Genomic DNA, 14,140 nt, shown 5'->3' with positions numbered 1-14,140 from the left:
ATTGTACTATAAAAACTCAGGGGATCTTAGTTTCATTTTTTATTTTATATTTTATTTACAATATTTTTTATAAAATTCATGTACGGATTTGTAGGATCTTTTTGCTTAGACATTAAAAATGTTGTACCAAATATAGCTTCAAATTGGCCACAACTATCTTTTATTGCAGATTGGTTCGATAATCGATTTTTTAATCCTGGTTTTAGCATTTGTAACTGGAAAGAAGAAATAGTTAATAAATCTTTCCATAAGTTAATACAGTCATTCCTAGTAACAGTATCTTTAAAACCAATACGATATGGTGATTTGATACTATTTTCGATAATTACTTCAATTATACGTCTAATTGCATGTATTATTAAAAAAGAACTTCCTCTTTCATTTAAAAATGATAGGAAATTTTTTTCGTGCTCTTTGATTTTAGATTTTCTATCCTTATTTTTTAATTCTTCTTGTAAAATATTACAAGCTTCAAGTAGTGTATAGATAAAAATGACATGTCTTGCTGTAATGGAAGGATTAAATACTTTTTGATAAAGATTATCATCTTCCCATATTTTCATTTTATTATGATAGCTATCATATGGGCTACCGTGCCATGCCATTAAAGCTTGAGCAGCTGTATGAGCATCTATTTTTAATTTTTTATTTGCACAAGGTACTCCACGTAAACCACCATCATAATTTCCTGACTTGTGCTTTGAAAACTCTTGTCTTAATCTTTTTTGTATAGGATCATTAGCTCTAAAGTCTGATTGAATAACTTTGTTTTGGCTATTGTTGTACCGAGTTATTTCCTCTATTAATTTTTTATTTTCACACTTTATAAAGCGTATACCTATTTCTATTTCATCTAATTTTACTTCTTTCTTTAATGTTCCAAGTGAACCAGTTGTTTGGGCTCCATTAACTATAGAAATTCCTTTAATACTTTTTAAGTATTTTTGACTCTCTTCAGTGACGATATTAAAGTCATGAACTAATGCTGTAATTCCATTATTAAATACAAAAAAATCATGAGGCGTTTCTTTTGATGAACGTTGTATACCTGCATTTATGATTTTATCATTATCTTTATTATTGGCTCCCATAAAATTTCTTACGTTTGCACTAAATAATTCTGTAGATGTATACTTTTTATAGATATCCGCTAACCATTTTCCATTAATTGTTGTAACAAAAGTTTCCCAATCAGAATTTTTTTTAAGAAAACCAACTCTATTTTCAGGAAAAGATATTTCATCAGAGATAATTATAGATTGTGTAGATGATTTATATAATTCATCTAAAGTTTCTAGTCCAATTTCGCGAATACTGGCTTTAACATTAATTTTTTCATTATTATATTTTTTTAGTTGTTCTTGCATTGGTGTTGACATTGGCTCCATTTGTTTTTTTATTTGCTCACTTTCGGGGCAATTATGTACATACCAAATGTGAATAATATCTATTTCGCCTGCTGATAAAGCATCTCTAGCATCAGAAACATGAGGACGAATTTCTACTGGAATATCATCAAGAGATGAACTAAGTAAAACTCCTATTGCGTATGATAAATCAGCACCTTTGTTACCTTTAGCGGTTGGTTTAAATGATTGAGCTTCATAAGCTTGTATCATAACAATAGATCTAAGTTCTCGGCTAACAAATAAAATATCTATTTTAGCATCATCTCTACCTCCAGTAATTGCTGAAGATATTGTATTTAATGCATCATCTAAACCAAAGAACAATTCTAAAGCAAATACAGCTTCTTTATTTTCTTCAAAAATTTCCAGATCTTCTCTTTTTTTTAATGCTGAAATAAAGTCACTATCATCAAAACTTGTGTATTTTTTATTCAACTTAATATCCTCAAAAATAAAATTTAGAAATAAATTTACCTTATAAATAAATATATTCATGCGGAAAATATTATTTTTGGGTAAATAATCACATTATTGATGAAATACTATTGGAATAAGTATTAAGTTTGTTATATAGATAAAAAATATACTGTATTAATTAACAGTAATTAACAAAAAGCCTCTCTTTTTGAACTTAGGTTGTTCATTTCAAGAGGCTTTCCGAAATGTGGTCAATATGTGGACATTGACGCTGATTAAATCCTTTTATATCAATCTATTAAAGCAGTATAAAAAGCCTCACTTAGCGCATTTGATTACTTAATTCGCACGAGTGCAAAATAAGTAAGCTAGGTTTAAAAATTAACTCTTTTACATTATAAAAGCATCTCAATTGAGATGCTTTTTTTCTACCTTGAATTTTTAATTTATCGAAAAATCTCTATTTATAAACCTCAAACAACCTATGCTATTATCTCACGACTTAAATAATCTATAGGGAAGTTGATTGATATGAATATAAAAATGATGAATTTTAAACAAATTGTTCCTGCAATTCTTTTTTCTTTGGTAAGTATTAGCTCTTTTTCTGTTAATGCAGATATCGAAATTCGTGATGAAACTTTATTTGAAGCACATCAGCGTTTTAAAACCGAAATTATAAATGACAGTTTTGATAATATTGATCCACCTTGGGAAGCGCCACCAGAAATATTTAATGTTATTAAATACCCAGCCAAACCCGGTGATATGTATGCCTATTTAACACCACCTCCAGCAAACAAAAAAACGAAATTACCTGCTGTGATCTGGCTAAATGGAGGCTACGGTGGAATAGGAGGTGATGACTATTTTTGGCAACCTAAACCGGCTGATAATGACCAAACAGGTGCTATTTTCCGAGATCCCAATATGGTACTGATGATCCCATCTTTTCGAGGTGAAAATACCAATCCTGGTCGTTATGAAATGTTCTATGGCGAATTGGAAGATCTTGAATCAGCGAGAGAATATTTAGCATCATTGCCTTACATTGACGCTAAACGTATCTATGTCGTTGGACATAGCACTGGAGGAACACGTGCATTATTAGCGAGTGAATATAGTGATAAATTTAGAGCTGTTTTCTCTTTAGGTGGAATACCTGATCTTAAATTAAGAGCTGAAGGGGATATGATAGTTGAGTTACCTTTTGATAGAAATAAGGAAGAGGAATTTAATGTTCGATCTGTATATCGTTATATTAAATCAATAAAAACACCAACTTTTTATTTTGAAGGACGAGACTATTTTTGGAATGAGTTTAATGAGCTACGTGCCGTTGCAATGGTGCATGATATTCCATTAAAAATATATAGTATTAAAAATGGTGATCACTTTAATATTATTGTTCCAGTCAGTAAATTAATTAAAGATAAAATTTTACAAGATACTGATACAAATAAAGAAAGCAATATTCGATTCACTAATGAAGAAATAAAATGGATCAATAAACAAGTTCGATAATAATTTAATTTATATTTGAACAGATTTTTAATAACTCGCTCTTTTATTTAATTGATAAAAGGGCGAGTTTTTTATCTAAAAGTCAATATGGTTAAACTGAAAACTCATCACATAACTCTTGAAGTTTATTAATCATCCTTGCTATATGAAAACCATCACAAGTAGCGTGATGTACTTGAATGGATATTGGTAATAAAAATTTTTCATTTTGTTGAATATATTTTCCCATAGTAAAAATAGGAGGAAAATAATCTTTTACATTAGCAACATTTAAATTAAATCCATCAAAACTTACCCACGGGATCATCGAAATACAGAAATGATTTTCAGGTAAATTAGGTTTTGCAGATAGATTCAGATTATCTTTATACTTTTGATAATCTTGCTTATATTCTTTTAAAAAAGAACGCCAATCTTCAACATATTTACTCCATAACTCTGAAAAAGTTTCCGTTTCTGGATGAAAAATCGTATATGCAGGATTGATATAATCCCAAATAACCAATTCATCATTCTTTATTGCCATTCTAGATTCAGGATAATAATTTACCGTTTTTGCAATCAAATAGATCATTACAGGGTAAAACTTAAGATTATTTTTAGTTAATATATCCCTTAAGGCCGTAATATCTAACTTAGTTGTCAAACTAAAACCACATTGCAAGTTATGACGATAATGTAAAAAGTGTTCTTTTCTATGCCATTGTTCTAAATCGATTTTTTTATAATTCATTTTTAAGCCCTTCTTGTTAAGTAATAATTTTCTTAGTGAAGAAGGGCAAAACGGGTTGTCTGAATAGGCTGCATAATAACTCCTCACATATTTAATTATTATAAAAGATAATATAACGTATTATTGCACTAATTATTAAATATTAAAGGTATTTTTGTGCTGACACTAACTACAATAACATTTTTTTGGAAAAAGACATTAAGTATATTATGATAAGAAGGTTACTTTTTAAAAAATGAAGGGATTTATGATGCAAGCTAAACTTGCTTATCAATGGAAACAACAAAGACGTGGAAGGCTCTCTTTTTTAGGTTTAGAAATTGCTTGGTCAATTTTATTTGCTATTGTCGAAAACTTAATATATCGCTGGTATATATTACTTTATCCTGAAAGCGCAGATTCAATAATTGAAAGTGCCTTTTATTATCAATTTTCTTTTACGCCATATGGTTTAATCGAAATTGTACTTTTAATAATACAAATCTACATATTTACTCTGATTTTATCACAACGAGTGAGAGATATTGGTATAAGTTATCCAGTCATTATTTCACTTGTTTTTACTATCAGTCCTATATTATTAATGCCATATTTGCTCTTTAATGCGCCAACCATGTTAATGGTGCTTTTTGTTGTTTTACTAATAGGTGGATTGGTTGCTTTGCTTGCACCTTCTGCTTATAAAGTTAATATCGACATTAATAAAACGCCAGAAGAAAAAGAAAATAACTAATTAAAAAATGTGTTGTGTGAAACGAGAAAAAGCATCTAAAAAGATGCTTTTTCTGATCAAGGCATATGGCTCATGGTTTATCAAAAAGTTAGGATAAAATCTCAATGACTCCTTTTTGCCCATCAACTTTTACTCTTTGCCCATTTTTTAAAATATTCAATATATTACGAACGCCCATAATGGCAGGTAATCCCAATTCTCTAGCAGTAACAGCACCATGAGATAATGGTCCACCACTTTCTGTAATTATGCCGGAAGCTCGATAAAAAAGTGCAGTCCAAGCTGGATTGGTTGTTCTTGCAACTAAAATGGCATTTTGTGGAAATTCGGCAAAATTTTCAGGGCCATGAACAAGATAAACTTCACCTTCAACAATGCCTGCACTTCCAGCCAACCCTTTTAATTGGTGCTCATTTGTATTCAGTTCATCACCGCCATCTTCGCCATAAATCCATTGTGGGGTAACTGATTTTGCTTTTAGATATCCAGTTTTGTTTTGGTATATATGATGACGTAACTGATTCCACTCAGTAGGATCATCTGCAAGAATTGCATTAGCTAAAGGTTGTTCATTAGCAAAATAAATGTCCATTGGGCAATCTAAAACACTACGAATAACCAATCGCTCTCCTAATGCTTTTAATCCGCGACGCATAGGTAAAGCTAGTCGTGTTGTTTGATAATGTTCTAAGTCATCAAGTGCAGTATAAACTCGAGCTAATCGAATAATCTCTTGTAAGAAAAAACGTAACTCTTCAGGAGCATCAGAAACAATTGAAAATTCAGTTTCTGATTGTAGAATTTTTTTACCTAATGGATCATCTACTTGTTTATCATCAGCTAAATCAGCCATTGCCTTAATTTGAGTCAACACAATATGGGGGGCATCTAGCCAAGTTGGATGATACGCATCAAAGTCTAATTCTCGATGACCGTGATTTGCTAAAAATAAGGAAAATTGCTGGTGAAAATGAGGATCACATACCTCAATTTCTTGCATAATACTTTCAGGAACAATGGATGTTATAAGTTTGAGAAGTTGAGGGTGCTGTCGAACATAACGAGAGAGAGCCCAAAGTTCAGCGTTCACTTGCCCCGTTTTAGTTTCAGACATCGCAATTAAATTATCGAATGCGGTATGTGCATATTTTTCTTCTTTGAAGAAAAGTTTTAGCAATGCCATCAATGCAGAATAGAGTGAGCGCTGAGTCAAGGATATGGCAATGTTAGGTAAAAAGTAATCAGCGCCTAATTTATTAATTCTTTGCACATAATCCCATAGCTGAGGCAAACTTTTATCCTGCAATGGTTCATTCATCAATGCACCAATAGAGATTAAATATTTATCTAAATCACGCATCCAAGTAATAGGTAATTCCTGTACCCAACTGAATTTTTGTGCAATTTCAGGCAACGATTTTAACAGGGTAGGTAAATCATTCATCATCGATGTAGGGAGACGATTACTATACAAGGAAACTGCATTTTGGTTGCCGTAAATATAATAATCTTGCATACCGAACCATTTACCATTAAATGAAGGAAGCCCCATAAGATTAAGGCTAAAGTTTAATGATGAATGAAAACCCGCTTCACACATATCCCATGTTAATGGTGTGATAGGATTAGGGAATCTTTCTGCTGATTCTTCTCTTGTCCAAATTGGGGCAATTTGTGTCACATTGCGTGATTGCAAAAGCCATAATTTTCCATCATGAAATGCCCATTCTATATCTTGTGGGAAATCAAAATATTTTTCCGCTGAGATAGCAAGTTCAGCTACTTGTTTACACTGTTCTGCTGTCAGCGAGGACATGGATTGTTGAGCAGATTTAAGAGGTAAGACTTTAGTACCATTATCAACCATAACAATGGCATTTATTTTTTGAGCAATCGTTTCTTGTTTTAATGAGAAACTCTCTCTATCAATTAGAAATTCATCGACAGGATCTTCACCAGCAACAACAGTTTCACCTAATCCAAATGCGGCATTAATTAATACAGTAGAAAGAGAGCCTTGAACTGGATCAACAGAAAAAGCCACACCCGCAGCTTCATTCTCTTGGACGTTAATCATTCTTTGTAGCACGACCGCCATTGATGCTTGAGTATGGGGTAAATTTAAATGTTGGCGATAGAGCATAACGTGCGTGTGCCATAAAGATGCATAACATTGGCGAATAGCATCCAGTAAATTAGGCAAAGTTTTAACACCTAATACAGTATCATGTTGCCCCGCAAAAGCGGCTCCAGGCATATCTTCTAATGTTCCAGAAGATCTCACCGCTAAAGCAGTGTTATTTAATTGGAGCTCGTTTAATTTCGAATTTAAAGAATGAATTAAGCTCTCTGGCATGGATGCTTGTAAAATTAAATGGCGAATGTTTTTACTAACGACTTCAATTTCTTGCTTTTTTTCTGATAATAAGTGATTAATTTCAGGCAGTAAGGGCGTGATAAATAACTGATAAGCTTGACAAGAGAGGATTAAACCATCAGGAACAGGCAGTGACTGAATTGTTTTTGCTAAACTCGCACCTTTACCCCCACTAATAGATACTTCAGAAGCAATAGGCTCGTTAATTTTATAAATGAGTTCCATATTCGACCTTATTATTTTTACAAGTGATGTAAAGCACCAATGATGCAAGTAAAGCACCGACAATAACATCAATGCCATAATGGTAATGTAAATATACAGTTGCCAAAATCAGCCCTATTAGGATAGGAAATAAACAATAAGCCGTTTTTTGATAACCTGATAAATAGAAAAAACCAACAATATAAAGCGTTATCCCAGTATGCAATGAAGGAAAAACATCCATTCCTGTAATGCCTTTATCAACGAGATCAGTCAGAAATAGTGTCATAGCGCCAGAGTAAACGGGATAGTTAAAATCAGAAGGAAATGCAGAGTAAGGACCTGCGGCTGGAATAGTAAAGTAACCAATAAATCCAAAAAAATACATCAGCATTAAACCGAAAAAATAGTTTTTAGTTAGCACGTTATTCCGGCTAAAAAAGAAGAACAGGGCACTACCAATAATTAGAAAATAGAAACTAAAATAGCAAAAAGAAAGAAATTCACTTAGCCATCCTGATTGTAAAAAAATAGACCATTCGGGTAAACTTTTTCCAAACCACAAGAACTTATCCAAAGTATATAAAATATCATCAAAACTCCATTGGTATAATCCATAGCGAATTGACTTAAATAAGGGAAAAATGGTCCAGCATACAATCAGTTGTAACAAACCTAACCAATAAAATCGCGAATGATATGTTGAATGTTGATTTTTATATCCGACAAAAACCAATAAAATCCATAAAAACAAACCTAAGAAAATAGGTGTTAGCATCTCTGTAGCATGAATTAACCAACTACCATAAGTACCAAGTCCCCAGATAATAAAGAGTTGCACGGAAAATAGATGGTTAAAAAGCATCCTAGCTTTAGTCGTTAACATATTTGGGCGCCTTTCTTCCTTATCAATATGAAGCCGAATGATGCACTGACTAAGCTTATACCAATAAATAGAGGTGAAAAGAATAGGAGCATGACTAAGATCGGAAGCCAAATTGCTGAGGCAATAGCGCCACCTAATATTTTGAAGAAGCTAACGGTATTACGTGCATCAGCAAAATGAGATGCGATAAATGATGAAAGTAATATTGGGAATAAAATATACATAAATAAAAATGAAATATAACGCCAAATTAGAATAGAAGATTGAGAGGTTTTTTCTATAGTTTTATTGCTATTATCTGCTTGAGATAAATTATTTTGATAATCAATAAAGGATTCAGCATAAGAGTATCCTTCTTTATTTTTATTAAAAGCATAGGATGAGGCTTTTTCAAAAATATCAACATCTGGACAATTAACAGAAATTTTATTTAATGCATTAGATACTTCTTTATGAATATTTTGTTCCCATTCCCTGATTGATAAATTATCTTTTTTCGAGGTTATACATATATTATCTCCAATATAAACTTCAACTTTTGAACTGAATTTATCAGGTGCGATATAAAATAATCCCATAGGGATAATATCAAAATCTACTCCCTCACTGATTAATGTTCTAATAATTCTTGCAGCTCCTCGTTGATAAGGTAAAGGCTGGAAACCCCACTCACTACTGCCTTCTGGAAATAAAAGGAGATCTCCGCCTGCTTTTATATGCGCAATTGCTGCTTCTGAAGGGCTTGAAAATATATTTGTATTTATGCCTAAACGTTGTCTATCCTTTTTTCTAACTACGGGAATGCCCGTAAAAAAAGTCTTCATTATGCAACTATTTAATAATTGTATTGATGCTAAAGCCTGAGCTTTAGGAAATGCCTTCAATGCAATGTAACCATCAAAAGCACTGTTCCGATGACTACAAAGAATTAGCTTTGGATGTGTATTTTCGGATTGAGATCTATTATGGTAAATAAGTGAAACTTTTGAAAAATAGATTTCTCTAATTGAAGTGGATATGAATTGATAATAAAAAGGAAGTTCAGAACCAGCAACAAAAGAGGAGGTTTTTTTTATTGGGGAAGGTAATATTGAATTAGGCATAAGATTTCCTTACATTATCCTTCTGCCAAAACATATCATGCTCTAAAAAAAAGTAACACTAAAAAATTTAAAATGCACTATTAGAATAGTAGTTTTTTACTGATTCGAGGCTTTTAATTCTAATGAATAAGATGGAAATGAGTATGATTCAACTTAGACTTGCTGAACCACAGGAAGCAAAAAGATTGTGGTATTTACGAAATCAAGCTTTGCGATTTGGTTGTGAGAATGTTTATCCAAAAGCTATTTTAGCTGCATGGACTCCCGATGAAATGCCTGATGGATATCGACAAGCTATTATAGATAATCCATTTTATGTAATTGATTATAAAGAGTATAACATTCCAGTAGCTTCTGGTTTTTTAGATGTCAAAACAGGTTTTGCTGAAGCAATTTTTACATTACCAGAATATATGGGGAAAGGATTTGCAGGACTTATTTTAAAACAGTTGAAACATGAAGCAATAAAGAGGGGGCAAAAAAAATTATTTTTGGATGCAACACCTAACGCAGTAATATTTTATTTAAAACAGGGCTTTAAAGCATTAGAAGAGCGAGATTATTATTCAAGTTTAGCAAAAGCAAATCTACATTGTTATCGAATGTACATTGATTTAGATTAGCTTCGGGAATTTATGCACATAAAAAGAAAATTTGTACTGAATGATCTAAAAATAAAAAATGCTATTCTGAAAATGCGATATTGCTATATTTTTATCATATTTTGAGTTGGTTATTGTATTAACAACATAAAATAGCAATCGCCCTGATGTTACGATATTGTAAAGTATCACGACATCTCTAGGATAAATATTATGCAAAATGTGTTATTAACGTTATGGCCATTATTCGCGTTAATTGCGCTAGGTGCAATTTTAAGAAGAAATAAAACGTTTGAGCCCGCATTTTGGGTAGGAGCTGAAAAACTTAACTATTTTCTACTTTTTCCTGCCCTATTGATTAATAGTTTGGCGAATGCTCCTTTATCTGATCCTCAATTACCCCACCTTGCTGGGGCTATTTTTTCTGTAGTTATTATTGTCACTATTTTGTGTGTTATTTTGAAAAAAATAACAGGGTGGTCTGCGGGTCGCTTTGGTGCAATTGTTCAAGGTAATATTCGATTTAACACTTATTTAGGTTTAGCTATTGTTGCTGATTTATTTGGTGTTGAAGGCTTGGGAATAGCGGCTTTGATATTAGCAACACTAGTTCCTCTATCCAACGTAACTTCAGTGCTTTGCTTAACTGCAGGGCAAAATGTGACTTTGCGTCAATTGATATTACCTATCATAAAAAACCCTTTAATTATCTCTTGTGTTATTGGCATCATAATAAATCTGTCAGGAATTGGGCTTCCTTTTGGTAGCGATCAATTCTTGAAATTGTTAGCAGCAACGAGTTTACCTTTAGGACTTATTTGTATTGGTGCAGCATTGCATCTATCAACACTAAAAGCAGAAAGCAAAATGATTGGTATTAACACAGTTACCCGATTGCTTATAGTACCGGTAATCGCGTATAGCGTTGCTTATTTCTTAGGTTTATCTTCATTAGTTATGATGCTTTTAGTTATTTTCTTTTCTATTCCAACAGCGCCAACTTCTTATATTTTAACCCGACAGTTAAGGGGCGACTCTGAATTAATGGCAGGGATCATTACATCTCAGACGATACTTGCAGTAATGACATTACCTATTATTTTAAGTTTTTTAGCAATATAGAAAGGTTTCATTATCAAAATATCATAAATAACTAGATTGTTTTTTTATATCATAAAATCTTTATCCTGATATTTTTATTTCATAATATTAGATATTAGGAGAATATAATGCCAATAAAAATTGCTGATTATTCAATAAGTCCTGTAAATGCAAAGCAAATACAAGATGCATCCAATCCACTAGATGCAAGAACTATATGGGAAAAAATAAAAAATTGGTTTGGCTTTGGACAAGAAAGCACGGTTATCCCATTAATTAAAAATACTTTTTTTAATGATGAAACATCTAAGTTAGATAAAATACTTGGATTTTGTAAATTAGAAAACCTTACTACTGGTAATGAATATAAAAAAAATTTTTTGATTGAAAAAAACGATGATGAAATAACTTGTTCTATTAAATTGGATAAAAATCCTGACAGTGAAGAAATAAGCTTCTCATATAATATAAATGATATTGACAATGATTTGAAATCAATAACAGATATAATAATAGCATTAAAAGAAAATGATTTTGATGAGTTTATATTTGATGCTATAGCAATCTGGGATGAAAAAAACAAGAATAACATTAATAAAATCGATGATATTAAAAAAGAAGTTATTATCAATTTAATAAATAATAAAATTAAGGTTGTAAATGAAAATAAATTTGATAGAAATTTCATATTAACAAACAGATTATATAAAAAAGCTAATTTTGATTTCAAGAAGTTTCCTAGTGAATTAAAGGCACTAATTGAAGATGAAAGAAAAAAAGCAAATAAAGAAGGTAAAAGATTATTAGATAAAATTGAGGCTGAACTACTTAATGACCTATCAAGGATGTCATTGAAAATTAATAGTATTTCCGTTGCTGATCTAAGAAATAAACCACAAGAATTAGACGAAAAAACATTCAAAGAGTTAGAATTTAAAAAATTAAAAAATGAATTTACAGATTTGGATGAAAATGATAAGGAACTAATTTATTCCTTATTATATCAAAAAGGACTTCTTGAATTTAAATCATTTTTGATGAAACAAGATACACTTGCGGGATTAATTAATGTTCCTTATTCAGCAGAAACGGTAATAGATATTATAAAAGATAATAGTAAAAACACAATAAAAATTAAAATAGAAAATAAAAAATCATTACAAGATAAAAGTAATAATAATATAGAAAATATAAAGAATTTAATAAATACAGAGTTACCGTATGTTAATGAGCAACACTGTAACTTAGTCAACCTCGTTAGTAAAGAACTTATAGGAAAGCCTTTTTCATTAGATAAATATATGAATATTATGGGTATTGTTAACTCTAATATTTCAGAGTTATTATTAGTTGGAAGGAATATTACGTTAGAAGATAACACTAAATTAATTTTTGACTATGATATTAAAAATAAAACACTTGTTCTTGATAACAAAAGTGAATATGAATACGCAATCTTGAAGTATTGACTATTGGGCTAAACAAAGCTTCTTGCTATTATGGTTATAAATCAATAATAAGTAAGAGGCTCTTTTTATGTCACAACCTCATCACCTTGAAATCCAAGCAATTATTACCAAACTAAAAGAACAATATCAAAATGCCGTTGATGCATTACGTAATGCAATTGTTGATTATGCACAAAATGGAACATTACCTGATATAAAACAAAGAGCTGAAGGATTATTTGCTTATCCTCAATTAACAGTGCAGTGGTCTGGAGAAATAAAAACAGAAGATAAAACGAGAGCTTATGGGCGTTTATCTCGCTCAGGAACTTATTCTACCACTATTACTAATCCCGCTTTATTTGAAAACTATTTATCAGAACAATTGCAACTTATTGCTGATGCCTACTATGCAACTTTTGAAGTCAGTGCCTCAAAACAAGAGATCCCTTATCCTTTTGTCATTGATGGAACTGGTATTGGTTTTGATAGAAAAATGAGTGCCTCTTTAGCAAAATACTTTCCAACAACTGATCTATCTAAAATTGGTGATGAAATTACCGATGGCTTAATTTGTGATAGGGAAATATTGCCACTTTCTCATTTTGATGCTTTACGTACTGATTTCTCACTGGCACGTTTAAAGCATTACACTGGTACATTGCCTGAAGATATTCAACCCTATATTTTATATACGAATTATAATCGTTATGTTGATGAATTCGTTCGTTGGGCATGTGATCAAGTTGTGGATAAAGATAGTCCATATTGCGCGCTTTCCTGTGCTGGGTTTCAACAAATTACAGCAGATACTGTTGATCCTGAAAAGTTAATATCAGATTTAACTTGGAAGAAATATCAAATGCCTGCCTATCATTTAATTGCTAAAGAAGGCCCCGGAATAACATTAGTTAATATTGGTGTTGGCCCTTCAAATGCAAAAACAATTTGTGACCACTTGGCGGTTTTACGGCCTCATGTTTGGTTAATGATTGGTCATTGTGGCGGATTACGTGAAAGCCAACAACTTGGCGATTATGTTTTAGCCCATGCTTATTTGCGTGATGACCATATTTTAGATGATGTTTTACCGCCTGATATTCCAATCCCAAATATTGCAGAAGTACAACGTGCACTTTATGACGCCACTAAAGCAGTCAGTGGAAAACCAGGGCATGAAATAAAACAAAGATTAAGAACAGGAACCGTTGTTACAACGGATGATCGCAATTGGGAATTACGTTTTTCGGTATCAGCAAGGCGATTTAATTTAAGTCGTGCGGTTGCTGTTGATATGGAAAGTGCAACAATCGCAGCACAAGGCTATCGTTTTCGAGTTCCTTACGGCACATTATTATGTGTATCTGATAAACCATTACATGGTGAAATTAAATTACCTGGTCAGGCTAATCATTTCTATGAGGGCGCTGTATCAGAACATTTGCAAATTGGTATACAAGCTATCGAGTTACTTAAACAAGAAGAAAATAATTTGCACTCTCGAAAATTGAGAACATTTAATGAACCACCTTTCAGATAAATTGTAAGTAATAATAAATCCCAAATTATAATCAATTCAATAGTTTGGGATTTTTATTTGATT

General features: G+C 31.7%; 11 protein-coding genes. 6 read left to right on the top strand and 5 right to left on the bottom strand.

From position 1 onward, the window contains the following. Nucleotides 1-44 precede the first annotated feature (44 nt). Nucleotides 45-1,844, bottom strand: a complete 1,800-nt coding sequence (locus tag LW139_RS10955) for an AIPR family protein (protein ID WP_166541155.1) — start codon at nucleotides 1,842-1,844, stop codon at nucleotides 45-47. Between the two features lie 513 nt (nucleotides 1,845-2,357). Here LW139_RS10955 and LW139_RS10950 point away from each other — a divergent pair. Continuing rightward, nucleotides 2,358-3,350 carry an alpha/beta hydrolase family protein gene (locus LW139_RS10950; protein ID WP_166541156.1) on the top strand — a complete coding sequence of 331 codons (993 nt, stop codon included), beginning with the start codon at nucleotides 2,358-2,360 and terminating at the stop codon, nucleotides 3,348-3,350. Nucleotides 3,351-3,441: 91 nt separating this feature from the next. On the opposite strand, the gene catA is transcribed toward LW139_RS10950, so the two are convergent. Next, nucleotides 3,442-4,083, bottom strand: a complete 642-nt coding sequence (catA, locus tag LW139_RS10945) for a type A chloramphenicol O-acetyltransferase (protein WP_247849941.1) — start codon at nucleotides 4,081-4,083, stop codon at nucleotides 3,442-3,444. Between the two features lie 247 nt (nucleotides 4,084-4,330). Here catA and LW139_RS10940 point away from each other — a divergent pair, with 247 nt between their 5' ends. Then, nucleotides 4,331-4,816 carry a hypothetical protein gene (locus tag LW139_RS10940; protein WP_247849940.1) on the top strand — a complete coding sequence of 162 codons (486 nt, stop codon included), beginning with the start codon at nucleotides 4,331-4,333 and terminating at the stop codon, nucleotides 4,814-4,816. Nucleotides 4,817-4,904: 88 nt separating this feature from the next. Here LW139_RS10940 and LW139_RS10935 read toward each other — a convergent pair whose 3' ends face one another. Genes LW139_RS10935 through LW139_RS10925 form a run of 3 tightly spaced genes read right to left on the bottom strand, consistent with a single transcriptional unit; the run spans nucleotide 4,905 to nucleotide 9,386 of the window. Next, complete coding sequence (locus LW139_RS10935) at nucleotides 4,905-7,418, bottom strand: PEP/pyruvate-binding domain-containing protein (RefSeq protein ID WP_247849939.1); 2,514 nt, start codon at nucleotides 7,416-7,418, stop codon at nucleotides 4,905-4,907. Next, entirely contained in the window at nucleotides 7,402-8,283 is an 882-nt protein-coding gene (locus LW139_RS10930) for a phosphatase PAP2 family protein (protein WP_166541159.1), read from the bottom strand. Before LW139_RS10930 ends, LW139_RS10935 begins: the two co-directional genes overlap by 17 nt. Continuing rightward, a complete protein-coding gene (locus LW139_RS10925) occupies nucleotides 8,277-9,386 on the bottom strand; it encodes a glycerol acyltransferase (RefSeq protein WP_166541160.1) in 1,110 nt (369 codons plus the stop codon). The genes LW139_RS10930 and LW139_RS10925 overlap by 7 nt, the downstream gene beginning before the upstream one ends. Before the next feature lie 137 nt (nucleotides 9,387-9,523). Here LW139_RS10925 and LW139_RS10920 point away from each other — a divergent pair, with 137 nt between their 5' ends. The 4 genes from LW139_RS10920 to LW139_RS10905 all read left to right on the top strand — a co-directional run bounded on the left by LW139_RS10920 (nucleotide 9,524) and on the right by LW139_RS10905 (nucleotide 14,077). Then, nucleotides 9,524-10,009, top strand: coding sequence for a GNAT family N-acetyltransferase (locus tag LW139_RS10920; protein WP_166541432.1), 486 nt, complete (start codon nucleotides 9,524-9,526; stop codon nucleotides 10,007-10,009). Nucleotides 10,010-10,201: 192 nt separating this feature from the next. Beyond that, complete coding sequence (locus LW139_RS10915; protein WP_166541161.1) at nucleotides 10,202-11,110, top strand: AEC family transporter; 909 nt, start codon at nucleotides 10,202-10,204, stop codon at nucleotides 11,108-11,110. Nucleotides 11,111-11,217: 107 nt separating this feature from the next. Beyond that, entirely contained in the window at nucleotides 11,218-12,558 is a 1,341-nt protein-coding gene (locus LW139_RS10910) for a hypothetical protein (RefSeq protein WP_227336914.1), read from the top strand. A 67-nt stretch (nucleotides 12,559-12,625) separates the two neighbouring features. Beyond that, entirely contained in the window at nucleotides 12,626-14,077 is a 1,452-nt protein-coding gene (locus LW139_RS10905) for an AMP nucleosidase (protein WP_247849938.1), read from the top strand. The last annotated feature ends 63 nt before the right edge of the window (nucleotides 14,078-14,140 follow it).

The organism is Proteus vulgaris, assembly GCF_023100685.1.
GTDB lineage: Bacteria > Pseudomonadota > Gammaproteobacteria > Enterobacterales > Enterobacteriaceae > Proteus.
The sequence above is the reverse complement of the archived record's forward strand: the minus strand, read 5'-3'. Positions and strand labels throughout refer to the sequence as shown.